Raw genomic sequence first — 25,288 nt, forward strand, 5'->3', positions numbered from 1 at the left:
ATTCCGGGACGACGAGGGGGATTTTGCTCTCTTAGACCGAAGATAGTACGCAGGGCCTCGTCGGACCCGTTAGTCCAAACTCTGTCGAGGTCTTCACCTCGACGTGTGTCAGGATTCCCCTCGCAGCCACTTCACGATCTCCACGTGATCGGCCTCTTCGCCCATCGCCGCATGCGCGTCGCGGTAGCGCTGGCTCGCGAGCTCAAGCATGGGTGCCGTCACCCCCGCGTCGCGCGCGACTTGCAGCGCGATGCCCACGTCCTTGTCGAGCAGCGCGAGGCGGAAGGTGCGCGGATACGCCTTCGTCAGCACGCGCTCCGGGAAGAGATTCATCGACGCGTTGCTGCGGCCACTGGAGTTGTTGATGACGTCGAGCGCGAGCGCGGGATCCACGCCGGCGCGCTCCAGCGCCATGAGGCCTTCGGCCGTGCCGATGATGTGCTGCGCGAGCAGCGCGTTGTTCACGGCCTTCACCGCATCGCCCGCACCGACAGGGCCGCAGTGCACGATGCGCTTGCCGAAGGCCTCGAGGGCGGGGCGCACGCGCTCGAGCGTCGCGGCGTCGCCGCCGATCATCACTGTCAGGGCCGCCGCCTCGGCGCCCACGACACCGCCGGAGACCGGTGCGTCGAGGAAACCGATGCCGCGCTCGGCCAGTCGCGCGGCAATGCGCTTCGACGTCGCCGGGTCCCCGGAGGTGCAGTCCACGAGCGTGCTGCCCGGCCTCAGTCCGGCCAGCAGCCCGTCCGGGCCGTCGAGCAACGACTCTACGTCGCGCGACACGGGGAAGCAGGTGATGACGACGTCCGCGTCGCGGGCCGCCGCGGCGGGCGTGGCCGCGTGCATGCCGCCGTACTGCGCGACGAAGGCGGCGGCCTTCGCGGCCGTGCGATTCCAGATGCGGGTGCCGGCGAACTTGGCGGCGAGGTGGCGCGCCATGGGCGTGCCGATGGCACCGAGGCCGAGGAAGGCGGTCTGCATGGGGAAGAATGTAACTTCCCCTGATGCGCCTCGAGCTCATGATCTCCGGCATGGTGGCCGTGCACGCCAAGCACGCGGTGTTCGCCGCGTTGGCCGGCGTGGAGGGCGTGACGCGTGCGGAGGTGGAGCTGGGGCGTGCGGAGCTGGAGTTGTCGCGCTCGGAGGCTGAGATCGACGCCGTTGTGGCGGAGCTCCGCGCGGCGATTGCGGCGCTGGGGTTCGCGGTGACGGACGTGCGGCGTCTGGCCCGTCAGCTGCCAACGCTCTAGGACGCGCCACGGGGCGCCGCGCGATGCCCTTCACAACATCGCGTGACGCCCCGTGGATGTACCCTGCGTAGTGAACCCCCTTCGAGTTGAGCGGGCAGGGGGTGGGCCGGTCCCCCACCAGCACCGACGCCACCCCGCTGCCGCTCGCACTCTCGGGTCCTGCACTTCTTCTGACACCGCCTACGGGCGGAGGGTTTACCGGGTTTCAGGGCCTACAGGCTGAACCAGTACGACGCCTTGATCAGGAAGGTGTTATCCGAGCGGGTGCGGAACAGGTCGCCGTAGTCGCGGCCGAACTCGAACGACCCCGGGTTCCGGTCGTCCTGGCGGCCCTGCTGCCAGACGAAGAACAGCACGGACCCCGGGCGGTACTCCCAGCGCAGCACGGTGTTCGAGCGGAACTGCTTGAAGTTGAAGTCGGTCGGCGTGGCCGCCGTGTACGGCGCGAACCGGTCCTCGTAGCGTTCGGCGCCGGGGTCGACCACCTGCTTGAGCTCCGAGTAGTCGCCGGCCGTGACGAAGGGCTGGGCATACAGCTGCAGCGACAGCGTCGGGGTCATCGTGTAGTCCAACCGCGTCGTCACGCCCATGGTCGTCTGGTCGAGCCGCGCGAAGGTGTACGCCGTGCCGCCCGGCGTCGCGAAGTTGTTGTACCACTGCTGGTCGTTCACGCCTTCGTAGTAGTTGAGCGCGACACTGCCCTGCACGCTGCCACCGGCGCGGAAATTCACCTCGGGATCGAGGCCCCACTCCGACGAGCCAGAGGCGTCCTTGAAGACGAAGAAGCCCTGGAGCGTGCCGGTGACCGGCTTGCGCCCGTCGGTCTCGAAGCCCAGCCAAGCGTTCTGGCGCAAGTTGCGGCGCAGCGCGGGGCCGCCGCGCGTCACGCGGTCGTCATAGACCTCGCCGATGCCGTTCACGTTGTAGCCCGCCCAGAACCACCACTGGTTCGGCAGCTCACCGTTGACGTTGATGTTTCCGCCGCTGTTGAGGCGCAGGCCGTCGGTGGTCCAGTTGTTCCACTGGTTGATATTCACGAACAGGCGGCGGTAGAACTTCGTGGGCTCGACGAAGTTGAGCCCGAACCAGTTGCCGTTCTCCGTGAAGTCGGCGCGGGGCTGGAAGCCGGCGTCGTTCACCTCGTAGCCGGCGCTGATGCGCGTCACGCCGGTGTTGAAGCGCGTGACGCCGCCGCCCTGCTTGCCGATGCTGGCGTTGAAGCGCGTACCGCTCAGCGACGTGCGCGTCGAGTCCACTTCCAGCGGCGAGTCCGGCCGTTGGAACTGCTGCACCGCGCTGCGCTGCGTGCGCCAGATGGCTTCCTCGCTGCCGGTCACGTGCGAACCGACGGCCGAGCCGCTGATCTGGTAGTTGTTGTTCTCGCCGAAGCGGTGGCGTGCGTCGAGCCCGAAGGCATAGGCGCCCTCGCGCAGGAAGCGGCGCGTGTCGGCGTCCAGCGAGCGGTTGGTGGCCGTCGCCATCACGCCGAAGCCCGAGTTGCCCTGCCGCAGGTCCTGCTGCAGCCGTAGCACCATGTAGTTGGTCTGCGGCTCGATCGTCCGTGCGTCGGCCCCGAGCTCCTGCTGCGTCACGGCGTCAATGAAGCCCACGTTGAGCCCGCTCGCCGTGCGGCCGGTGATCTTGGCGGCGCCGAGGATCGTCGTGTTCAGCGGATTGTCCTGCGCGGCATAGACGCCGCCCAGCTGCGGGGCGCGGCCCACGCGGCGCGAGTAGAACAGGTTGTTGGCGAAGTTGAAGATGCCCGCGCCTTCCAGGAAGAACGGCCGACGCTCCTCGAAGAACTGCTCGAACGCGCCGAGATTCAGCACCGCGGGGTCCGCCTCGACTTGGCCGAAGTCGGGATTCGCGGTCGCGTCCAGCGTGAGATTCGACGTGATGCCGTACTTCACGTCCGCGCCGAAGGTGATGGTCTGCTGGCGCGCGTAGCCGTTCGCCGTCGGACGCGGCGCGTCGGTCGACACCGAGTACGGCAGCACCTCGAGACGGCGCGGGCTGGCGATGCCCTCGAAGCCATCCACCTCGCCCCACTGCGAGACGAAGCCCATCTGCGTGCGGCGGTAGAGCGGCCACGAGATGCGCTCGTTGTGCCGCGCGATGTCGCGCCAGATGGCGAAGCCGAAGGTGTGTGCCTCGGCCGCCGGGAACCGGAGCTGGCTGAACGGGATGCGATACTCGGCCGTCCACCCCTGCTCGTCGACCTTCGTGACCGCGTCCCACACGCCGTCCCACGAGAGATCCTCGTTGCCGTCGTTGGAGATGTACACGTCGCGCTTCACGCCCAGCGGGTTCACGGTGAACCGGAAGCCCGTGCGCTTGTCGTGGTAGCTGTCGACCATCAGGTGCAGGTAGTCGCTCTGCGTGCGCGCGTCGCGCCGCGAGAGGAAGGCCATCACCGAATCGGGCGACGGATCGAAGGCGCGCACGAACACGTACAGGTAGCGGTCGTCATAGGCGACGCGCGCCTCGGTGCGATAGCGCGGATCGCCGTCTTCCACGGGATCGTGCTGGCGGAACTGCGTGATCGCCGGCGCGTCGCGCCAGATGGGATCGGAGTCCACGCCATCGAGGACGGGGGGCGTCGCCGCGCGCATCGCCGTCGCGCCGCGCGCGGTCGGAGCGGGAACCGTCTTCGGTGCCGGCGGCACGAAGATCCCTTCGCGCGGCGGGGTGGCAGGGCCTGCGGCCACCACCGTCTGGAAGGCCAGGGCGAGTTCGACGAACATGGAGCATCCGGGTGTATGAGGTACCCGGTGGGGGTCGGGCCCTGCGTGGGACGACGTAGGCGAGCCTACGCGCGGCTTCGGTTGCCTGTTTCGACAAACCGACGTGCAGAAGGGTTGCGTCCTTCCGTTGGCGCCTTGGTCAGGGCGCGGGTTCCACCCGCTGCGCGGGCGGTTTAGCTTCGGGCATCCCCTTCCGCCTCAATAGGTTCGCGCGAGCGCGCGCGAGCCGCCGTGCCCCCGGCGAGGTCCTTCCGTGCAACAAGCGCCCGACGAGCCCGAGCGGTCCCTGGCCGCGCTACTGGCGCCCGATATCCTGGACTTGCTCGAGACGGATCCGCGCAGCATCGCCGCGGAGACGGAGGAGCTGCACGCTGCCGACCTCGCCGACGTCGCCGAGCTGATCGATCGCGCGCTGGTGCCGCAGCTGCTCGCCGCGCTCCCGGCCCCGCGCGCGGCTGCCGTGCTCGAGTACCTCGGCGAGGAGCTGCGGACCGAGCTGCTCGAGACCATGGCGCCGGAGCAGGCGGCCGCGCTGATCGCCGCGATGACGCCGGACGAGCGCGCCGACGCGCTCGAGGAAATGGACGAGGACGTCGCCGACGAGATCCTCGAGGCGATTCCCGAACGCGAGCGCGCCGAGACCGAGCGGCTGCTCCAGTACGAAGCCGACACGGCCGGCGGTCTCATGACCACCGAGTTCGTTTCGGTCCCGGAATCGCAGACGGTCGACGAGGCGCTGGCCACCGTACGGGCCATCGCCCGCGCGGGGCGACGCGAGGCGATGCAGACGATCTACGTGGTGGACGCACAGGGCGTGCTCACGGGCGTGATGTCGCTCCGCGAACTCCTGGCGGCGCCCGAAGGCACGCGCGTCGCCGACAATGCGTGGACGGAGATCGTCACGGTGCCCGCCGACGCGCACCGCGAGACGGTCGTGCAGCTCACGTCCAACTACGACCTCGTCGCCGTGCCGGTGGTGGATGCCGACCGCCGCTTGCTCGGCGTCATCACCGTGGACGACGTCATCGACGTCATCCAGGAAGAGCAGACGGAGGACGTGCAGAAGTTCGGCGGTCTCGAGGCGCTCGAAGAGCCATACCTGCAGGTGGGCTTCGTCGAGCTGCTCAAGAAGCGCGTGCCGTGGCTCATCGTGCTCTTCGTGGGCCAGATGTTCACGGCGGCGGCGATGGGCTTCTTCGAGGATTCCATCTCCGCAGCCACGGTGCTCGCGCTGTTCGTGCCGCTGATCATCTCGTCGGGCGGCAACTCCGGCTCGCAGGCGACGTCGCTGATCATCCGGGCCATGGCCCTGCAGGAGCTCAGGGCGCGCGACTGGACGCGAGTCCTGCTCCGCGAGGCCGGCATGGGCCTCGTACTCGGCGCGCTGCTGGGCATCGTCGGCGCGCTGCGCATCGTGGTGTGGCAATGGGCCGGGTTCTACCCCTTCGGCGAGCACTATGGCGTCCTCGCGACGACGATCGGCGCGACAGTGCTGGGCGTCGTGCTCTTCGGCACGCTCACCGGCGCGATGCTGCCCTTCGTGCTGCGCAAGGTGGGCTTCGACCCCGCGAGCGCGTCGGCGCCGCTGGTCGCGACGCTCGTCGACGTGACGGGCGTGGTGCTGTACTTCTCGATGGCGCTGCTCCTCCTGCGCGGGACGCTGCTCTGACAACACCCCGGCGGGCGGCCTTGTTGGTCATCATCGCGGCGTCGGCGTATGTCTCGTTGAGCATCGTGACGACGCTGGGCGGGCGCATCGGCGTCGGGCTGCTGCCGTTGATGGCGTGGCGCTACGCGCTCGCGGCACCGATCCTCGCGGCGATCGCCGGTTGGCGGGAGCTGGCGGCCGTGCCCTGGCGGCGCGCGGTGGCGCTGTTCGTGATCGGCGGCGGCGGGCAGTCGCTGGTGACGTACTTCTCGCTCTCCGCGCTCGCGTGGATGCCGGCCGCGTCGCTGGGCTTCCTGTTCTATACGTACCCGGCGTGGGTGGCGATCTTCGCGGCACTCTCCGGCGCCGAGCGATTGACGCCGACCCGCATCGCGGCGCTGGGCTTCGCGCTGTTCGGCATCACGCTGATGGTCGGGGCGCCGTGGAACCTCGCCCTCCCGTGGCCAGGCGTGTGGCGCGCCCTGCTCTCGGCGATCATCTATGCGCTGTACATCCCGCTGCTGCACCGCCTCCGCGGACCGCTGTCGCCCGCTGCCGCGTCGGCGTACCTGATTGCCGGTGCGGCGACGATCTTCCTGGTCGCCGCCGAGCGCACGGGTGGCGCGCTGGCGCCCATGACCTCGATCGGCGCGTGGAGCGCCGCCGGCACGCTCGCGGTGTACAGCACGGTGATTGCCTTCCTGACCTTCCTGCGCGGGCTCGAGGTGTTGGGCGCCGTGCGGGCCGCGATTCTCTCGACCACTGAACCGCTCTTCACTGCCGTGCTCGCGTTGCTGATCCTCCGTCAGCCGCTCGGCCTGCCGACGCTGCTCGGCGGCGCCTGCATCGTCGCGGCCATCCTCGTGCTCGAACGCGCCTCGCCCCCGACCGATGAACTCCCCCACGCGGCCTGACGCCGGCGCCCTCGGCGCCGGCACGTTCTACACGCTGCTCGCGGCCGCTGGCTTTGCGGCGGTGAGCATCCTCACGTCCCTGGCCACGGCGACGGGTCTCTCGCTCGCGACGGTGCTCGCGTGGCGCTATACCCTTTCGGCCGTGGTGCTCGTCGGCTGGGTGGGCGCGCGGCAGTACAAGCGCATCCGGCCGAACGAGATGCTTCGACTCGTCGCGCTCGGCGGTGGCGGGCAGGCGCTGTTGGTGTTCGTGGCGCTGAGCGCGCTGGCCTACATCCCGGCGGCGACGCTCGCGTTCCTCTTCTATACCTATCCCGCGTGGGTGGCGCTGGTGCAGGCCGTGCGCGGCGCCGAGCGTCTGGATGGACGACGCGCGCTGGCGTTGGCCTTGAGCTTCGCGGGCATCGGCGTGATGGTCGGGCTTCCGGCCGCGAGCCCCGGGTCGGCGGGACTCGATTGGCGCGGCGTGGCCTTGGCGTTGGGCGCGGCGGCGATCTACGGTGCCTACATCCCGATGATGCGCGTACTGGCGAAGGACCATCCCGTCGCGCCGGTGAGCGCCTACGGCAAGATCGGCTCTGCCCTCTGCTTCCTGGTGCTCGCCGTGAGCGACCGGTCGTTCACGTACCAGATGGAACCGCGCACCTGGCTGGTGATCGCGGCGCTCACGCTGTTCAGCACCGTGCTGCCGGGTGTGTTCTTCCTGATGGGGCTCGTGCGGTTGGGGCCGGTGCGCACGGCCATCGTCTCGACGGTGGAGCCGTTCCTCACCGCGCTGCTCGGCGTGCTGGTGCTCTCGCAGGCGTTGACGCTGCCGACCGTGCTCGGTGGCACGCTGATCATCGCCGCGGTGGTGCTGCTGCAGGTCAAGCGGGACCGGGTCGCGTAGCGGGTCCGGTCCCGCGCAGGGAAGAATCCCTGCGGTCGCTCCGTCTGTGTCGCAGATGGCCGAAACACCCACCCTTGCGTCCCCGGATGAACGGGCGCTGATCGAGGGCTGCCGCCGTGGCGAGCCCTCGGCGCAACGCGTCGTCTTCGATCGGTACCGGGACCGGGTGTACGGCGTCGCCCTGCACTACCTGCGGGGGGACGCGGCGGCCGCGCAGGATGCGACCCAGGAGGTCTTCGTGCGGTTCTTCCAGTCGGCGACGCGGTTCCGCGAGGATGCGCGGCTCGTGACGTATCTGTACCGATCCGTGGCCAACGCATGCATCGACGAACTGCGGCGGCGACGCCGCTTCGTCTTCGTCGGCGACATGCCGGAGCCGCTGCATCCGCAGACTGACGTGGGCGTATGGGAGCGTGAGGCCCTGGGGAGTGCCGGTGAGGACGCTGCCTTGCAGCAGGCCGTGCACGCGCTCTCGCCGAAGCTCCGCATGGTCGTGCTCATGCGCTACTACGACGACCTGTCGTACGACGAGATCGCTGCGGCGCTCGGCGTCTCTGCGGGCACCGTGGCCTCGCGCCTGAGCCGCGCGCACGCGGCGCTGTCGCAGCGCTTGGGTCGGGACATTCGGGAAGAGGAGTCGCACGATGCGGCCTGACGAGTTCCGTCGCGGCATGGGCGAACCGCGTCTGCCGGACGCCGAGCGCCAGTGGACGGCCATTCGGTCCCGGCTCGACGAGGCGAGGGCCGGACAGCATCGCGGCTCGCTTCGATCGGCGCGGGTTCCGCTGCCGTTTGCGGCGGCTGCGGCACTCGCCGCCGTGTTGGTGGGCATCGTGGCTGGCGTCTACCGTCAGTTCGCCGCGCCGGAGCGCTGGATGGCCGTGGGACCGGCCCCCGCCGCGGCGCTGGACACCGCGTGGGTCGAGACCGGCAGCGCGGCCATGCGCGTGGCGGTCGGTCGCATCGGGCACGTCACGCTTGCTCCCGGCGCGAAGGCGCGTGTCGTGCGCGGCGCGTGGAACGAGCATCGCTTGGCGCTGGCGCGCGGCACCATCGAAGCGGTCATCGCCGCACCGCCGCGGCTCTTCTTCGTCGAGACGCCGACCGTCTTGGCCACGGACCTCGGCTGCGCGTACCGACTCGAGGTCGGCGATGACGGCGCCGCCGCGTTGTCGGTGAGCGTCGGCTGGGTGGAGCTCGCGCACGACGGCGTCCGCAGCGTGGTGCCCGCCGGACTCACGGCGCTCGTTGCGGCGGACGGGACGCCCGGGATCCCGCATGACGCGGCGCTGCCCGCCGAGGCACGCGATGCAATCGGCCGGCTGGCGTCGGGCCGGCCAGATCGCGGGGTGGACCTCGACCTCGTGATTGCCGCGCTCGATAGCGCCGACGTCCACGCGCCGTGGAACATCCGGAACCAGACGAGCGGCATCACCCTGTGGCACCTGCTGCAGCGCGTGGATGCCGCGGAGCGCCCGCGCGTCGCGGCGGCGTTGGCGCAGCGCGCCGAGCGGCCGGCCGGGGTGACGAGGGAAGGAATCTTGGCGCTTAACCGTCAGATGCTCGATCGCTGGCGGCGCGCCCTGCATCCGATGTGGGGCGAGGAGCCGGGCCCGCTCTGGGCGGTGGCCGCACAGCGCATCTGGTTGTGGGTGATGGACTGACCTCGAGCGCGGGAGCGACGATGCGGAAGGCGATGGCGATGTTGGCCGGTGGTGCAGGAGCCGTCCTGTTGATGGCCGCGGCACCGGCGATGCGCGGGGGCTGGGCAGTGCTCACGGTACACGAGCTTCCGGAGTCGGTGGTCGCGGGCGAGCGGGTCACCCTGACGTTCTCGCTGCGGCAGCACGGCGAAGAGATGCTGGCCGGCCGCGAACCGACCCTGCAGCTCCGCAGCGGTGCACTGCTGGGCAGTCGGCAGCGTGTCGCCGCGGAGCGTACACGACAGCCCGGCGTGTACCGCGCGACCTTCGCGGTGCCGGACGGGGAGAAGCTGATGGTGCGGGTGGACACGGACTTCCACGGCTGGAACGTCGATCTCTGGCCGATTGCGGTGCGCGCCGGCAGTGCCGCGAGCAACGTGTCGCTCGCGAGCGGCGGGCATGCGAGCGAAGCTCCGGCTCAGGAACGCGGCCGCGCGCTGTTCATCGCGAAGGGCTGCGTGGGCTGCCACACCAAGAGCGATGACGCGCAGCTCGAGGACTATCCGCAGATGCGGGTCGGTCCTGAACTCGGGGGTCGCAGCTTCCCGGTCGACTTCCTGGTCCGGAAGATGACCGATGCGGCATCACTGCGTCCGGAGCAGCCCCGCTTCGGGGCACGGATCGCGGTGATGCCGCAGTTGGAAGTTAGCGCGGACGAGGCCCGCGCGATCGCCGGTTACCTCAACGCGAGGTCGGTGGCGTCGCGCGACTGAGTCGGGGCTTGGGGTGAGGCGGCCACCTTCGGTGCCGCCGCCTCGCCCATGCCGTCCACGATGCCCTGCTCCAGCCAGGCATGCTCACCCTTGAGCACGTCCTGCGCGAGCTTGTACAGCGCGACATCGTGCTTGCCGAACAGCGCCCGGAAGCTCGCCTCGATGCGCTCACGCGCCTCGCGGCAGAACGCATCCGCGAGTTGCAGGGCCTCGCGGTTGCCCTGCCGCGCCAACATCTGGGCGCGCGAGAGCGTCGCGGTCATCGCATAGAGCTCCGCCCCGATGTCCACGGCGCGGAACAGCACCATCTGGCGCTTCTCCAGCTTGGGCCCGAAGCGCAGCATCGCGTGGAACAGCGCGCGGCCGAGTCGGTTGGTCGCGCGCGCCGCGTAGCGCATGTGATGCGCGTTGCGGCCGAACTCGCCGAAGCGGCGGAACTCGGGCAGCCAGCGCGCGGGATACCAGCTCGCATAGAACGGCGCCGCGGCCGTCGCGTACTTCACGCGGGTGCCGAGCGTGCTCTTGGGGTCGACGATCGGGAAGGCCCGCGAGAAATGCGCGTCCACGGCCTCGCGGGCGATGAACAGGCGCATGATCTCGCTGGAGCCTTCGAAGATCAGGTTGATGCGCGAGTCGCGCATCGCCCGCTCCACGGGCAGCGGCGTCTCCCCGCGCGCCCGCAGGGAGTCCGCGGTCTCGTAGCCGCGACCGCCGCGGATCTGCAGGGCGTCGTCGACGCTGCGCCAAGCGAGTTCAGTGTTGAACATCTTGGCGATGGCCGCCTCGAGGCGGATGTCCGTGCCGCCGCGCTCGTACAACGCCGTCGAGAGATACGCGACGGACTCCATGGCGAACACGCTGGCGCCCATGCGCGCGAGCTTCTGCGCGATGGCCTCGTGCTTGCCCACCGGCTGGCCCCACTGCACGCGCTCGTTGGCCCATTGGCGCACCCCGCGCAGGAGGCCCTTCGTCGCGCCGGCCACGCTCGCGGGAATCGTCAACCGCCCGGTGTTGAGCGTGATCAGCGCCAGCTTGAGGCCCTTGCCCTCGCCCCACAGGATGTTCTTCGCGGGCACCTTCACGTCGCGGAAGGAGAGCCACCCGTTCTCGATCGCGTTGAGCCCCATGAAGCGGCTGCGGTGCTTGATGCTGATGCCCGGCGTCTTGGCGTCGACGATGAACGCCGTGATCTGCTTCTTGCGCAGCTTGCCGTTCACTTCGCGGTCGGGCGTGCGCGCCATCACCACGAAGAGATCCGCGCGGGTGCCGTTCGTGCACCACAGCTTCTCGCCGTTGATCACCCAGTGCGAGCCATCCTCCGACGGCGTCGCGGTGGTGGTCATGTTCGCGGGATCGCTGCCGGCGTGCACTTCCGTGAGCGCAAACGCCGTGATGCCGCCCTTGGCGATGCGCGGGAAGAACTCGCGCTTCTGCTCTTCCGTCCCGAACAGCTTGAGCGGCTGCGGCACGCCGATGGACTGCGACGCCGAGAGCAGCGCGCAGAGCGAGCCGCACTTGCTGGTCACGAGTTCCATGGCCTTCACATAGGCCATCTGCGAGAGGCCGAGGCCGCCGTACTCCTTGGGGATCTTGATGCCGAAGGCGCCGAGTTCGCGGAGGCGCTGCACGTAGGCTTCGGGGATCTCGCCCGTGCGGTCGACGAGATCGGCGTCGTACTCGGTCTCGAGGAAGTGCTTGAGCGCCTTGAGGAAGGGCTCGGCGTCGCGCATCGCGGCGGGATCGTCCGCCGGAAATGGATGCACGAGCTCGGGGCGGAAACGGCCGAGAAAGAGCTCCTTCACGAAGCTCGGATGCTGCCACTCGGACTCGCGCGCGTCCTCGGCGACGTCGCGCGCCTCCTGCTCGGAGGCGAGGGCGTGGGGCTGGTTGGCCATGTCGGCCACCTCCAGGGGATGTAGGTCCAACGATGCGGGTCGCATGGCTTCCCGCGAGGGTACCTAAATACTACCCCGCGTGCGGCGGAACAGCACGATGCCCCCGACCACGGCGATGATCGCGAAGGCGAACCACTGCGCCGCATACGAGCGGTGCGGCCCCATGTCGATGCTTGGGAGTGGCAGGCGCCGCGGCACGGAGTCGGCGCGCGCGGCGGAATCGGAGGTCATGACCAGCTGCACGGGATACACCGGCTTCCCCAGCCGCGTCTCGAGCGCCTTGCGATGCAGGGAGCGAATCAGCGTCGGGCGATCCTCGGGCAGCGGCGGTCCGCTGTCCGGCATGGGGACGAGGTACCCGCTGATCGTGACGAACGCGCCCTCGCGCCAGCGCGGCAGCTCGGCGCTCGACGCGTCGGCCGAGTACACCCAGCCGCGGGTGACGACGAGAAGCGTGTCGTGGCCCGGACGCTCGAGCGGGGTGAGGAGATGCACGCCGGGCGAGCCACTGGAGATCCGCGAGGCGTGGATCTGCTCGAGGTCGTAGCGGAAGAAGCCGCTGACGGTGACCTGCGTCCAGCGGGCGCCGACCGTGTCGCTGGCCTGCCCCTCGAGCGGAACCGGCGCCGCGGCGAGGCGTTCCGCGAGCCCCGCGTTGAAGGCGACCCGCTCCTGGTGGCGCGCCAGTTGCCACACGCCCAGGCGCACGAAGAGCGCGGCGCAGGCGAGGGGGATGAGCAGGGCGAGGAGGCGTTTGGCGCGCATGCGTACGGGCGGCTGGGACGGGGGCTGGCCGGGCGGCGGGGGCCGCCAGCGCGGCGGTTGTGTCGTCGGTCACGGCGCCGGGCCCGACGCGACGGTTTTCTTATGTAAGTTAATCCTTGTCCAGAGCGAAGCCCCTCCTGCGTCAGGCTATGTCCACCCGACTTCATCCCATCCGCCGCGGGGCCGTCCTCGCCCTCGCGTTGTTCGCGTCCCTGCTGAGCTGCGGTCGCGACCTGACCGGCCCCGGCGGCCGCGGGTCGTTGGTGGCGCTGCAGCTCGCGCCGGACTTCTCCTCGATGGTCGACACCGTGAACGGCGTCGCGTACAGCATCGCCGAGCTTGTGCCGTTCACGCGGGTGCGGGTGGAACTGCGGCGCGTCGACAACTCGGTCGCCGCATCGACGGTGATCGACTTTCCTGCCGACGCGACGGAACTGCCGCTCAGCATCGACGTGCGCCTGGGCGCCGCCGCCCGGGACGGCGCGGAGCCGCTGACGGCATTCCTGCGCTACATCAATGCCGCAGGCGACACGGTCTTTGCCGGTGGTCCGGTGGCCGTCACCGCGCGTGCAGGCCGCAACGAGGAGCCTCCGCCGCCGGTGCAGATCCCCATCGCGCCGACGGTCCCTGGCGCGGTGTTCGCGAGCATCGACATCTCGCCGGACTCCGCCGCCGGCAACACCGGTACGAGCCTGAGCTTCACCGCGACGGGCTACGACGCGCAGAACAACGTCGTGAGCAACGCCATCATCGGCTTCGTCTCGCGCAATCCGGCCATCGCGACGGTGCCGAACCTCGGGTCCGGCACGGTGAACCTCGTCGCGGTGCGCGGCGAGACGTGGATCGTCGCGCAGTCGCTCACCGGCCTGCGCGACTCGGCGCACGTGCGCGTGCTGCCCGTGCCGACCCAGCTGATCAAGATCTCCGGCGACGCCCAGACGGCGCTGCAGAACGTCGCCTTTGCCCAGCCGTTGCGCGTGCGCGTACTGGCAGCGGACAACCTGCCGGTGGCCGGTGCGACGGTGAGCTTCGCCGTCGCGTCCGGCGACGGCGCCGTCTCCGCGGCGACGGCGACGACGGACATTGACGGCTACGCCAGCGTCATCTGGACCGCCGGCAGCACCCTTGGCGCCGCGAGCGTCACGGCGAGCGTGGGGACGCCGGCGATCACGACGACCTTCACGGGCACGCAGGTCAACGCGGGCCCGACGTCGCTGGCGTTCGAGACGGAGCCGACGGCGATCCTCGCCGGTGACACGCTGCCGCCGATCCGCGTTGCGGTGCGCAACGCGCTGGGGCAGACGATCACGAGCTTCACGGGCGTGGTGTCGATCAGCCGCGTGGGCACGGCGCCCGGCCTGCTCGTCGGCGATACCGCCGTCGCCGCGGTGGCTGGCGTCGCGACCTTCCGCGGCCTCACGGTGACCAAGGCCGGCACGGACTATCGGTTGGTCGCCATCCTCGCGGGCGTCCCGAACCAGCTGTCCTCGACGTTCCCAGTCTCGCCGGCCCCGCCGCATGCGATCCAGCTCGTCAGTGGCGGCGGGCAGTTCGCCGATCCGTCGACCGCGTTGGCCGCGCCGATCGTCGTGCGCGTGATCGACGTGTTCTCGTATCCGGTGGTCGGCGCCACGGTGAACTTCGCGGTACAGTCGGGCGAGGGCAGCGTGACGCCCAGCAGCGCGACGACCGATGCGAACGGCCAGGCCAGCGTGCAGTGGACGGTCGGCGCCGCCGGCAGCCAGCTGCTCCGCATCACGGCGGGCACGGCCCCCGCGCTCGACGTCACGGCGCAGCTCAATGACCTCGACGGGCCGCCGGTGGTGTTCGCCGGCTACGACTCGACCTTGGTGCGCATCGGCTTCAGCCGCAGCGTCCCGATCTACCTCTCGAGCCGCGCCGACACGACGGTGACGGCGAGCCTCAGCACCAACAACGCGGGCCTGACGTGGTCGGCGCCGACGGCGACCTTCGCGCCGCAGGCGCGGCGCAGCGACGTCACGCTCAGCGCCGCCGACGCGCTCGCGCCCGGCACCTACTGGGCCTACGTGAACTCGGCGATCGGCAACGATTCGATCGAGGTCACGGTGGACTCGGCGTTCGTGATGTTCACGGACCTCTACTACGACCGCGTGACCGGTGGGGACACGGTATCGTTGGCCCTGCGCCTCTCCGACCCTGCACCGGCCGGCGGCTACACAGTGCGCGTGAAGGCGCTGGACTCGACCGCCGCGCAAGTCCTCAAGGCCACCGGTGGCGGGCCGGTGACCGCGGGCTGCCTGAACCCGGACTACTGCAACTACTCATCGGTCATCGTCGCCGAGGGCACGCCGGACGACTCCGTGGACATCGTCATCCCGACGGGCGAGATCATCGCCCACGTCGCCGTGATCATCACGACGCCACCCGGCGCGGGCAGCCAGACCGTGCCGCTCAGCGTGTCGGCCGCCAAGCATCGCGGCGATGCCACGGCGTTCTATACCACGAGTTCGCTGCCGAGCATCAGCGGCCAGATCGACACCGTGGGCATCGGTCTTGCCGCGGCGGCTTCCTTCTACTGGAACGACATCAGCAGCGCGCGCGACCGCACGTTCCGTCTCCGCAGCCTGACGCCAACGCTCTTCACGGTCGACTCGATCGTGACCATCCCGCGTCTGGAGTACTACTCGACGATCTTTGAAGTGCGCGGCCTTGCCGCCGGCGCGGGCCTGCTCGAGTGGGGCAATGCCCAGATCGGCTACGACACGATCAGCGTGGGCGTCGTACAGCCGCGGATCTCGCTCCTGAATGCGACGACGACCGGGCCGGACGCCGCCTCGCGCGACCTCTACGTGTACCTCGACGCGCCCGGCAACACGGCGTACCTCACGCCGCTCGCCGACGTGCCCATCACCGTGACGAGTCTCGACACCGCGATAGCAAAAGTCGAGACGCGCAGCGTGACCATTCCGGGCGGTACCTTCGAAACCACTTTCCGGTTGCGGTACGGGAGCGTCGGCACGACCAAAGTGGTCGCGTCGGCACCGGGATTCATTCCGGACACGCTCGACGTGACGAGCACCGCCGTGAGCTTCACGGTCAACACCGGGAGCGGCACCCTCGCGGTCGGCACACAGCTGCCGTGGACGGTGAGCATCCTCTCGCGAAACGGGGACGTCGGCAGTCCGCGGCGCATCCAGATGCAGACCCGGAACCCCGCCCGCACACGCGTCGTCGTCCGGGAGTTCAACATCACGCGCAGCACGTCGGGCATCGCGACGTTCGAGCTCGCCGGCCTCAGCGCCGGTGCCGACACGGCGGACTTCTTCCTCGACAACGTGTACGTGCAGAGCCTGCCGTTCGTCGTGTCGACGCCCAAGCTGCTGCTGAACACGGGCAGTGTGCAGACCATCGACCCGGACAGCCTGTTCACCTGGACGCTGCCGGCGTATCTCGCCGACTCGTTGAACTTCGCGCGGCTCGCGGCCGACACCGTGCGCGGCACGTTGCGCTCGAGCGATCCCAGCGTGGTGCTCGTCACGGACTCGCTGCTGACGATCCGACCGAACCTCGCCACCTCCACGAACGACCTCGAGATCGTCGGCGTGAACCCCGGCACGGCCATCCTGACGCTGAGCGCGCCGGGCTACCCGAACTTCGTGGACACCGTGACCGTCCGCCCGCGCGCGATCGCGCTCGGTGGACCGAGCGGCGTGGGCCAGGGGCTCCTGAACTACATGACGCTCGTGCGCAACTCGGTGCCGAGCCTCGCCCTCCCCCTCACGATCACGCACCAAGGGCCGGGCCGGGTGGACTTCGTGGAGCCGCTGACGGAGTTCCCGGCGTCGCAGGACCTGCTGTTCGAGTACATCACGGGCACGACCGTCGGCGTGGACACGGTGATCGTCTCGGCCCCTGGCCACGTGCCCGACACGACGATCTACACGGTGTATGCCAGCCGCGCCGAGCTCGTGGCCGACGCATCGGTCGCGGGCGGATTCACCGATGAGTTCGTGTACGCGAGCCTGCGGTTCTTCGAATCGGCGGCGGGCTACGACCCTGCCGCCACCAAGCGCTTCCGCGTGACCTCGTCGGACACGACGCGGGCGAAGGTGCTCCAGGACACGATCATCGTCGCGGGCCTTGGCGGCTCCTCCCGCGATGCCAAGGTGCGCTACGGAAACCCGGGGGCGGTGCAACTCATCATGACCGACCTCGACGGGGTGTACGCCCCCGATACGCTCGAGGTGACCGTCGGGCCGCGCCGGATCTACGGCTGGACGGACTGGGACGAGAACTACCTGCCGATCGGTGTGCGGCAGCGGTCGTACGAGGACAACATGTACGTCGAGCTCGGCTACTACGTCGAGCGGGACACGTGGGTGCGCTTCACCACCTCGCGCCCGGGCCTCATCTCGATACCCGACTCCGTGAAGATCCCGGCGGGCGAGGCGTGGGCCTATTTCAACTTGGCGGCCGGTGACACCGTCGGTGGCGTGCGCGTGACCGCCAGCCTGCCGGGCTTCACGCCCTGGGAGTTCGACGTCGCGGTCACGCGATCGATCCTCCAGATCTGCAACTGTTCCGCCTACGTGGGTGCCGACAACGTCAGCGAGGTCTACGTGGTGGACGCGCTGGAGCAATACGGCCGCCCCCTCGCCGTCGCCACGCCGCTGCGCTTCCGCAGCGAGAACTCGGCGATCGCCAACGTCCTGCAGGCCGAGTGGACCTTCCCGGCGGATTCCGACTACGTCGCGGCACGCGTGTTCCGCGGCGTCGCGCCGGGGCGCACGACGGTGAGCGTCACCGATGCACGTGGCGACGTCTTCAGCCGCCTCGAACCCGCGTATTCCACGATCGAGATCCAGCAGCCGATCCTGGCGGCGCGCAATACGCGCTACTTCGCGACGCCAGGCCTCGAGACGACGGGCAGCGACCACATCGTGGATGCCTCGATCATCCGCGACAGCATCTGGGTGCGCCTGACCTCCGCCAACGGCCGCATGCTCCCCGCCATGGACAGCGTGCTGGTGGCGTCGTCGGACCTCGTGCTCGACAACCGCATCATGTCGTACACCGAGAGCAGCGACACGCCGTTCAAGCTCCGCGGCGTGAGTGCCGGTGAGGACACGCTGATCCTCAACGCCACCGGCCTCCCCACGCAGCGCGTGCCGGTGACGGTGCAGCCGGGCGTGCTGCGCCTCGCGCCGAACACGCCGAGCGTCATCACCGTCGGGGATTCATTGCTGGTGACGGTAAACTTCGCCGGGGCGGACGGCGTCATCGGGGCGACGACTTCGTCGAACGTCACGCTGAACTTCGGCTTCCTCGATGCGACGCTCCGTCTCGCGCCGAGCGTGGTGCATGCCGTCGACAACGCGCTGGTGGTACCGCCCGGTGCCACAGCGGCGAGCTTCTGGCTCAAGGCCACGAGCGCCGGCGTCGGCACGTTCGAGATCAACAGCGAGAGCTTCCGCACCTTGCGCATCACCGTCGAAGCGCGCGCCAGACCTTGAGAACCGTGACCATGCGAACCCTGAGACTGCTTTTTTGCGCGGCGTTGGCCGCGATGCTGCTCGCCCCCGACGCCGCGGCGCAGGGCACGGAGACCGCCGTGCCGGTGGGCCCGGCGCCTGTCGGGATGGGCCCGAACGGCGCGACCCTGCGCTGCCGCGACGGATTCTTCCCGCCGGCCGGTGCTCCGGACGCCGCCTGCCGGGAGCGCGGTGGCGTGCTCGCGCGATTCCCGCTGCGACGGACGCCATCGCGCGCGACCGAGGCGCAGGCGACGGCACGCGCTGAAGCGGAGGCGCGCCGCAACGCGCGTGCAGCGTCGGGATCCAACGCGGCCATGGCTGCCGCTCGTGCCGATAGTGCGCGGCCGGCGGGCTTCGAGCCGATTGCCGTACGCCGCGCGCGCGCCGACTCGCTGAACCGCGCCGCCGCGACGCCGCCGGCCGGCGCGACCCTCCTGTGCACGGATGGGACCTGGATCGTGCGGGATACCACGCGGGCGCGCTGCGCGTCGCACGGGGGGCTCCGGCTCGTCCTCCCGACCTCGCCCTAGGACATCGCCGCGCGCCGGTCGCGCGGGGAGGGCGCGCACGCAGCGGGCGGGGTGACTTCGGTCACTCCGCCCGCTGTGCGTTGCGTCCTGTTGCATGACTCGCGTAGGGCGTACGTTAGAGAGCGTTTTCCGCCGTCCCGCCGATGAGACTGCATCCCATGAAGCCAACCGGCCGCCGCGCCGCCGCCGGCATCGCGCTCTTCGCGCTCTCGCTGCTGTCCTGCGGCCGCGAGGTGACGGGGCCCGACGGCCGCCGCCTCGCCCTCCTCGCATTCGCCCCCGAGTTCTCCGGCCCGGTCGCGGTCGTCGAGGGCGCGGGCGATGCCGTGCCGTTCGAACGGGTGCGCGTCGTCCTCCGCCGCAGCGACGGCAGCATCATGAAGGACACCACGGTGGCGTTCCCATCGACGGCCGACGAGGTGTCGTTGGCGCTGCTGGTGCCGATCCCGCAGGATGCGCCGAGCGACGGGCTGCCGCTGACCGTGGCGATGGCCTATGTCAACGCAGCGGGTGATACGGTATTCCGCGGTGGGCCGAACCCCGTCGTCGCTCGGCCGGTGGGCTCACCCGGAGCTTCGAACCCCGTCACGGTGCCGGTCACGTACGAGGGCGCGGGCAAGGACGCGGCGACCGTTACGATTGCGCCAAGGTCCGGCGTGGTCGTGAGCGGCACGACGCGCGCCTTCTCGGCGACGGCATTCGACGGGCAAGGCGCGCCGATCGCCGGCACGCCGTTCGTGTTCGAGTCGCTGGATCCGACGCGCGCGACGGTGAATCCGGTGAGCGGCGTCGCGACCTGGCTGCCCGTACGCGGCACGGCGCGCATCGTCGCGTCGCTGCCCAACGGTCTCCGCGCCGACACGGCGACGATGACCGTCGCGCTGCCGGCGTCGAAGCTCGTCCTCGCGAGCGGGAACGCGCAGACGGGCGCGGTGAACACGGCGCTGGCGAACCCCATCGTGCTGCGCACGCTGGCCAGCGACGACGTCCCGGTCGAGGGCGTGGTCGTGACCTTCGCCGTCGCCGCGGGCGGCGGCGCGCTGAGCGTGACGACCGATACCTCTGACGCCAACGGCGAGGTGCAGACCGCGTGGACCTTGGGTGGCGCGATCGGCGCCCAGGGCATCACGGCGACGGCGACGGGACTGACCGGGTCGCCGTTGGCAATAGCGGCGACGGCTGTCGCCGGCGCACCGGCGCGCCTCGAGATCACCCAGCAGGCCGCTACGGGTGTGGCGGGCACGGCGCTGGCGCCGGCGCTCCTGGTGATCGCGCGCGATGCGTTCGGAAACGCCGTGCCGGCGTTCACGGAGAACGTGAGCGTCGCGGTGGCGGGCGCGAATCCGCCGACCTTGGGCGGTACCACTTCACGGGCCGCTGTCGGCGGCACCGCGACCTTCAATGACCTCGTGCTGCAGCGCGCGGGCGAGTTCAAGCTCGTCGTGAGCAGCGGCCCCCTGACGCCGGACACCACGACGGTGCTGCAGGTCGCCGCGGGCGCCGCCGTCAAGCTCAAGTTCGTGCAGCAGCCCACGAACGCCGTCGCCGGCGCGACCATTGCGCCGCCGGTGGCGGTGCGCGCCTACGACGCCTTCAACAACGTCGCGAAGGGATTCACCGGCAGCATCGGGCTGGCACTGCTCACCGCGCCCGGCGCGACGCTGGGCGGGACGACCGCGGTCAACGCCGTTGACGGGGTGGCCGCCTTCGCCGACCTGTCCGTCGCCACGAGCGGCAGCGCGTATCGCCTCCACGCGACGAGCGGCGGCCTCGCGCCTGACACCAGCGCGGTGTTCAACATCGCGCCGGGCGCGCCGGCGCAGCTGGCGCTCATCCTGCCGCCGCCCGAGGCCGTGGTGGCCGGTACGGCGTTCGACGTGCAGCTGCGCGTGCGCGACGCCCAGGGCAACACGGTCCCGAGCTACTCGCAGCCCATTGCGGTGGCCTTCGATGCGGCGCCGACCGGGGCCAGCTTCCTCTCGGGGAACTCGCCCGTCGTCCCGACGGACGGCACGGCCGAGTTCAGCGCGATCGCGTTCGACAAGATCGGCGTGTATCGCCTGCGCTTCTCGAGCGAGGCGCTCGGCGTGGTGTCGGCGGATATCCAGGTCACGGCGGGCGTCGCGCATGCACTGAGCATCGTGAGCGGCAACGCGCAGACGGGTGAGGGCGGCACGACGCTCGCGCAGCCACTCGTGGCGAAGGTAAGCGATGCCTTGGGCAACCCCATCGCCGGCGCGACCATCACCTGGGCCGTGACGTCAGGCGGGGGATCGCTGGACCTGACGGCGGTGCCCGCGCCGGGCCCGGGCCAGAGCGCCGCCGTCTGGACGTTGGGACTTGGCGCCGGACCGCAGACTGTGCGCGCGACAGCGGACGGCCTCGCGCCCGTGGACTTCAGCGCGACGGCAACCGCGGCAACGCCAGCGACGATGGCGTTCGTCACGCAACCGGCGAACATCGTCGCGGGCGACACGCTGCCGTCGATCAAGGTCGCGGTGCGCAACGCCGCTGGCCAGACGATTCCCGACTTCAACGGCTCGGTCTCGCTTGCGCTTACCGGTGGCACCGCGGGTGCTGCTCTCGTGGGCGTTGCGACCACCGAAGCGGTCGCGGGCGTGGCGACCTTCGCGAACCTCACGGTGAACAAGGGTGGTGCCGCGTACCGGCTGGTCGCGTCGCACGCCCCGCTCCCCACCCTGCAGTCAGATGCGTTCGACGTCGCGGCGGCTCCGGCCGCGACGCTGACCGTACTCGGCGGCGGCGGGCAATCGGCGCCGGTCGCCACGGTCCTCGGCGACTCCATCCGTGTGCGCCTGACCGATGCGTTTGGATTCCCCGTGCCGGGGCAGGCGGTGCAGTTCACCGTGACGCTCGGCGGCGGCAGCGCATCGGCGGCCTCCGTGGTGAGTGACGCCGACGGCCGCGCCAGCGTGCGCTGGACGACCGGCAGCGTGGGGCCGCAGCAGTTGCGCGTGCACGTCGGCGCGCTGGAACAGCTCGTGAGCGCCACGGCGATCGCGAGCGGGCCGACGACGCTGTTTGCGGGCGTGGACTACACGATTGTGCGCGTCGGCGGCAGCCGCAGCGTGCCGCTGTACCTCACGAATCCCTCGGCCACGCCGGTTGAGGTCACCCTGACCGTGCCGACCGAGGGCCAGCCACCCGCGAGCTGGGCGACGTCCACCGTGCAGTTCGCGCCCGGCGCGACGCGGGTGGATGCCACGCTCAACGGCTTGGCCCTCGGCGAGATCGTCGCCTACGTGAGCTCGAGCGTCGGCGAGGATTCGATCGTCGTGACCGTGGACTCGTCGTACGTCTCGATTGCGCAGCTGTACGACTACTGGAGCGCCGCCGGCGACACGATCCGGACCTTCGTGCGCATCAGCGACCCCGCGCCGGCCGGCGGGATCTTCATCACCGTGCGCAGCTCCGATACGACCGTGGCGTTGGTCGCGCCGAGCTCTGGCAGCGGCGTTCCGGCCGAAGGCTGCTTCGCCGAGTACTGCTATGGGGGCGACATCCAGGCGGCAGTCGCCGCGCCGACCGTCGGCGGTATCGATCGGCTGAGCGCGCCGCCGGCCGACTCGGCACTGGTCTTCATTCCCGAGGGAGGGATCGTCGGGGAGTTCGCCATCGTGCTGCTCGCATCGACGAGCGGTTGCTCCACCGTGGACATCACGGCGGGGGCCGCCGGATTCGCGAGCGGGTCCACGAACTTCGTGGTGCAGTCGCAGTATCTCTACTACTACATCGACTATCCGTACGCGTCGCCGGCGAACGGCGTCGGCGAGGGGCAGGTGGCGTCGCTCACGTTCTACCTCGGGGTCGAGGCACGGCGCGACACGCGCGTGCACTTCGAGAGCAGCAATCCGGCGGTCCTCGAGGTGGACAGCTTGGTCCTCGTGCCGCGTGGCTCGACGACGTACCTCTCGGTGCAGCCGCGCGTCATCGCCGCTGCGGCGGACTCGGCGTGGCTCCGCTTCTGGGTCGATGGCGGCGCGCGCGACTCCCTCCCGGTGTTCGGCACGGCACCCAAGCTCGTCGTCGAAGGCAACCTGTACAACGCAGTGGGCGGCGCGTCCTACGTGCAGATCGGCGTCGGCAGTGCGAAGCAGCCGACCCAGCGCTTCCGCCGGGCGGCCCCGCTGACCGTGACGGTCACGTCGACCGATCCGGGCGTGCTCATGCCGGAGCGCAGCACGGTCGAGCTGTCGCCCGACGACCTGACGGCAGAGATGGGCGTGCGGCTCGTCGGCAGCGGGTCCGCGTCGCTGGTGTTCACGGCACCGGGGCACGAACCCGATACCGTCTCGTTCACGACGTTCACGGCCGGACTCTCCTTCGACAACTCCTACCCGTCGCTCGGCGTGGGGCAACTGCTCGATCATCCCGTGTATGTGAATTCGACGGGCGCGTCCGGCGCCGGCGCACGCACGGTGACGGTCACGTCGTCGAACCCGGGCATCGTCGAAGTCGTGACGCCCACGGTTGCGCTCGGACCGAACGGTGCGCTCGTGCGCGTCCGCGGCGTCGCCGCCGGCAGCTCGACGCTGACGTTCTCCGGCCCGCAACTCAACTCGACGAACCTGGGCTTCACCGTCGGACCGACCTCGTTGCAGCTCTTCAGCGGCGGGACGTTCCCGCCCGACGGGCTCGCCCGAAGCGTCAGTTCGGTCATCACCTCGGCGGGCGGCGTGCGTGCCTTGGCCGACACGGCCCGAGCCGTGCTGCGCTCGAGCAACCCCACAGTGCTCGCCGTCGCCGACTCGCAGATCGTCTGGCTGCCCCGCATCGCCGCGTACAACTACCAGGGTCGCGTGCGGCCCCTCGCGCCGGGCACCGCGACGCTCTGGCTCGTCCGCCCCGGCGTCGACAGCGTCAGCCTCCCCTTCAACGTGACGACGTACGCCCTCGTCCCGTACTTCCCCTCGGTGGTGGTGGGCGAACAGCTCCAGGCCTATTTCTCGCTTTCCCGCCAGGGTCCGGACACGCTCGTGCAATCCGTGTCCGTCACGTCGCGCCAAGGCCGCGTCAGCATCCACGACCTGCCGGCGACGTTCGGCGTCGGCGAATACACGATCAATGGCCGCTTCGTCGGCGAGTCGTTCGGCACCGACACGCTCGACATCGTCGTTGAGGGCTACGCACCGATGACGCAGGTGGTGTACGTCGAGAACACGTCCGCCGCGTACTACATCGGGGAGTATTCCTCGCCGTCCGTCGGCACCGTGTACCCGTACGTCGGGAACACCTTCAGCGTGACCGGGGTCCCGGGCGGCACGGTGATCGGCAAGCCGCTGCGGCTCCGCGTCGTCCCACGTGACACGAGCATGGTCGAAGCCGTGCAGGACACCATCGAGTGGGCGATCGGCGGCAGCTACACCCCGGCGCGGTTCGCCACGCTGCGCTACAAGCGCGTGGGCAGCACGATCATCGATATCGTGGACATCGACGGGGTCATCGACGGTGACAGCGTCGAGATCTACATCGAGCCGGCGGATCTCTACGGTTCGCTGTCGGGCTACTACGGCAGCTCGGGCTTCTCCATCGGCATGCATCAGGAGTCGGATCCGTACGAGCTCTACGTCCAACGCGGCATCATCTCCGCGGAGCCGCTGTGGGTCCACCTCGAGTCGTCGAACCCGGGACTCGTCTCCGTGCCGGACTCAGTGCTCATCGAGGCGGAGAACTACTACGCGTACTTCCCGCTGGTATCCGGCGATACCACGGGCTCGGCGGTCATCACCGCGTCGGCACCCGGCTACAACCCGTGGCGCTTCGAGGTGCTCGTGACGCGGGCGGTCTTCGAGCTGTATGGCTACGAGACGTTCACGGACCGCGGGCGGAGGGTCGAGGTCTATGCCGTCGACGCCTTGCAGCAGTATTCGCACGACTTCAGGTCGGATGTCGAGGCACGCTTCACGACGACGACGCCTGCGCTGATCGACGCCCAGAGTGAGCCGACGTTCATCTTGCCGGCCGGCGACTCGTATGCGGAGGTGATCGGGCCGCGCGGCGTGATGGCCGGCAGCGGGCGCCTGGGCGTCATGGATGCCCGCACGGCGCGCTTCGATTCCGTCGCGACGGGCTGGGAGCAAGTCGACGTCTACCGCGCACGGCTGACGCCGCAGTCCGATCCCATCAGGCTCAGCGCCGGATTGCGCAGCGACGCCTCACGCGCGTCGTTCACCGTCGCCACGGGCAAGGACACGGCCGTCGTGCACCTCGCCTCGCTGAACGGGCGCTTCACTGCACCGGACAGCGCGATGGCGGTCGGGGACTTCTACTACTCCGTGTCCACGGTGGGCGCGGCGCTCGCCGGTGTGGTGCAGGGTCGCGACACCCTCGTCACCACGTTCGCCGGCGAGACGGACTCCATCGTGGTGGACATCGGGCTCGGCATCCTGCGCTCGGCTGGCGTGGATGGCCAGTCGATTGCGGTCGGCGACTCCATCCTGCTGCAGGTCAGCGTGCTGGACGCGATGGGCGAAGTCGCCGAAGCCGTGTCCGACATGACGCTGTCGGCCTCGGTCAGCGACACGAGTTTCGCCGTGATCAAGGATGGCGTGGAGGTCTACGAGGTCACGATTCCCGCCGGGGCGAGTTCATTCCAGTTCTGGGTGCAGGCGACCTCGCTCGGCAACTCAATCTTGACGCTCAGTCACCCCAACTTCCGGTCGTATCAAGTCCGGCTCAACTCGGTGGTGCGGCCATGAGG

14 protein-coding genes are annotated in these 25,288 nt (G+C 70.0%); 10 read left to right on the forward strand and 4 right to left on the reverse strand.

Translation table 11 applies throughout. The annotated features are described in order from the left end of the window. Positions 1-108: 108 nt before the first annotated feature. Entirely contained in the window at positions 109-981 is an 873-nt protein-coding gene (locus Strain318_RS12620; RefSeq protein ID WP_367886051.1) for an NAD(P)-dependent oxidoreductase, read from the reverse strand. Positions 982-1,004: 23 nt separating this feature from the next. Here Strain318_RS12620 and Strain318_RS12625 point away from each other — a divergent pair, with 23 nt between their 5' ends. Further along, positions 1,005-1,250 carry a heavy-metal-associated domain-containing protein gene (locus Strain318_RS12625; protein WP_367886052.1) on the forward strand — a complete coding sequence of 82 codons (246 nt, stop codon included), beginning with the start codon at positions 1,005-1,007 and terminating at the stop codon, positions 1,248-1,250. 212 nt (positions 1,251-1,462) lie between these two features. Here the strand turns inward: Strain318_RS12625 and Strain318_RS12630 are convergent, their stop codons facing one another. Further along, positions 1,463-3,994: a DUF5916 domain-containing protein gene (locus Strain318_RS12630; protein ID WP_367886053.1), complete on the reverse strand. Its 2,532-nt coding sequence runs from the start codon at positions 3,992-3,994 to the stop codon at positions 1,463-1,465. Positions 3,995-4,247: 253 nt separating this feature from the next. On the opposite strand from Strain318_RS12630, the gene mgtE reads away from it, so the two are divergent. The 6 genes from mgtE to Strain318_RS12660 are packed head-to-tail and all read left to right on the forward strand — an operon-like array spanning position 4,248 to position 9,861. Beyond that, on the forward strand, positions 4,248-5,663 hold the full coding sequence (gene mgtE, locus Strain318_RS12635; RefSeq protein WP_367886054.1) for a magnesium transporter: 1,416 nt from the start codon (positions 4,248-4,250) through the stop codon (positions 5,661-5,663). Between the two features lie 23 nt (positions 5,664-5,686). Then, positions 5,687-6,556, forward strand: a complete 870-nt coding sequence (locus Strain318_RS12640) for a DMT family transporter (RefSeq protein ID WP_367887956.1) — start codon at positions 5,687-5,689, stop codon at positions 6,554-6,556. Continuing rightward, a complete protein-coding gene (locus Strain318_RS12645) occupies positions 6,534-7,445 on the forward strand; it encodes a DMT family transporter (RefSeq protein WP_367886056.1) in 912 nt (303 codons plus the stop codon). Before Strain318_RS12640 ends, Strain318_RS12645 begins: the two co-directional genes overlap by 23 nt. Positions 7,446-7,500: 55 nt before the next feature. Then, a complete protein-coding gene (locus Strain318_RS12650; RefSeq protein ID WP_367886057.1) occupies positions 7,501-8,100 on the forward strand; it encodes an RNA polymerase sigma factor in 600 nt (199 codons plus the stop codon). After that, entirely contained in the window at positions 8,090-9,109 is a 1,020-nt protein-coding gene (locus Strain318_RS12655) for a hypothetical protein (RefSeq protein ID WP_367886058.1), read from the forward strand. Before Strain318_RS12650 ends, Strain318_RS12655 begins: the two co-directional genes overlap by 11 nt. A 20-nt stretch (positions 9,110-9,129) precedes the next feature. Then, a complete protein-coding gene (locus tag Strain318_RS12660) occupies positions 9,130-9,861 on the forward strand; it encodes a c-type cytochrome (protein WP_367886059.1) in 732 nt (243 codons plus the stop codon). Here Strain318_RS12660 and Strain318_RS12665 read toward each other — a convergent pair. Both Strain318_RS12665 and Strain318_RS12670 read right to left on the reverse strand, forming a co-directional pair. Next, positions 9,825-11,756 carry an acyl-CoA dehydrogenase family protein gene (locus Strain318_RS12665; protein WP_367886060.1) on the reverse strand — a complete coding sequence of 644 codons (1,932 nt, stop codon included), beginning with the start codon at positions 11,754-11,756 and terminating at the stop codon, positions 9,825-9,827. The genes Strain318_RS12660 and Strain318_RS12665 overlap by 37 nt on opposite strands. A gap of 63 nt (positions 11,757-11,819) precedes the next feature. Continuing rightward, on the reverse strand, positions 11,820-12,521 hold the full coding sequence (locus Strain318_RS12670; protein WP_367886061.1) for an SURF1 family protein: 702 nt from the start codon (positions 12,519-12,521) through the stop codon (positions 11,820-11,822). Positions 12,522-12,670: 149 nt separating this feature from the next. On the opposite strand from Strain318_RS12670, the gene Strain318_RS12675 reads away from it, so the two are divergent. The 3 genes from Strain318_RS12675 to Strain318_RS12685 all read left to right on the forward strand — a co-directional run bounded on the left by Strain318_RS12675 (position 12,671) and on the right by Strain318_RS12685 (position 25,286). Next, positions 12,671-18,016 (forward strand): Ig-like domain-containing protein, encoded by a 5,346-nt coding sequence (locus Strain318_RS12675; RefSeq protein WP_367886062.1) that lies wholly within the window; start codon positions 12,671-12,673, stop codon positions 18,014-18,016. An 11-nt stretch (positions 18,017-18,027) separates the two neighbouring features. Continuing rightward, on the forward strand, positions 18,028-18,567 hold the full coding sequence (locus Strain318_RS12680; RefSeq protein WP_367886063.1) for a hypothetical protein: 540 nt from the start codon (positions 18,028-18,030) through the stop codon (positions 18,565-18,567). 158 nt (positions 18,568-18,725) lie between these two features. Next, the gene (locus Strain318_RS12685; RefSeq protein ID WP_367886064.1) at positions 18,726-25,286 is read left to right on the forward strand and encodes an Ig-like domain-containing protein; all 6,561 of its coding nucleotides are present in this window, start codon (positions 18,726-18,728) and stop codon (positions 25,284-25,286) included. The last annotated feature ends 2 nt before the right edge of the window (positions 25,287-25,288 follow it).

Origin of the sequence: Pseudogemmatithrix spongiicola (assembly GCF_030623445.1) — a bacterium.
In the GTDB taxonomy this organism is placed as follows: domain Bacteria; phylum Gemmatimonadota; class Gemmatimonadetes; order Gemmatimonadales; family Gemmatimonadaceae; genus Pseudogemmatithrix; species Pseudogemmatithrix spongiicola.

Excerpts from the sequence above, each read along its gene's own strand:
- Strain318_RS12650 (WP_367886057.1), top strand. The coding sequence starts at position 7,501 with ATGGCCGAAACACCCACCCTTGCGTCCCCGGATGAACGGGCGCTGATC.
- Strain318_RS12655 (WP_367886058.1), top strand. The coding sequence starts at position 8,090 with ATGCGGCCTGACGAGTTCCGTCGCGGCATGGGCGAACCGCGTCTGCCG.
- Strain318_RS12630 (WP_367886053.1), bottom strand. The coding sequence starts at position 3,994 with ATGTTCGTCGAACTCGCCCTGGCCTTCCAGACGGTGGTGGCCGCAGGC.
- Strain318_RS12625 (WP_367886052.1), top strand. The coding sequence starts at position 1,005 with ATGCGCCTCGAGCTCATGATCTCCGGCATGGTGGCCGTGCACGCCAAG.
- Strain318_RS12620 (WP_367886051.1), bottom strand. The coding sequence starts at position 981 with ATGCAGACCGCCTTCCTCGGCCTCGGTGCCATCGGCACGCCCATGGCG.
- Strain318_RS12680 (WP_367886063.1), top strand. The coding sequence starts at position 18,028 with ATGCGAACCCTGAGACTGCTTTTTTGCGCGGCGTTGGCCGCGATGCTG.
- Strain318_RS12670 (WP_367886061.1), bottom strand. The coding sequence starts at position 12,521 with ATGCGCGCCAAACGCCTCCTCGCCCTGCTCATCCCCCTCGCCTGCGCC.
- Strain318_RS12685 (WP_367886064.1), top strand. The coding sequence starts at position 18,726 with ATGAAGCCAACCGGCCGCCGCGCCGCCGCCGGCATCGCGCTCTTCGCG.
- Strain318_RS12675 (WP_367886062.1), top strand. The coding sequence starts at position 12,671 with ATGTCCACCCGACTTCATCCCATCCGCCGCGGGGCCGTCCTCGCCCTC.
- Strain318_RS12645 (WP_367886056.1), top strand. The coding sequence starts at position 6,534 with ATGAACTCCCCCACGCGGCCTGACGCCGGCGCCCTCGGCGCCGGCACG.
- Strain318_RS12660 (WP_367886059.1), top strand. The coding sequence starts at position 9,130 with ATGCGGAAGGCGATGGCGATGTTGGCCGGTGGTGCAGGAGCCGTCCTG.
- Strain318_RS12665 (WP_367886060.1), bottom strand. The coding sequence starts at position 11,756 with ATGGCCAACCAGCCCCACGCCCTCGCCTCCGAGCAGGAGGCGCGCGAC.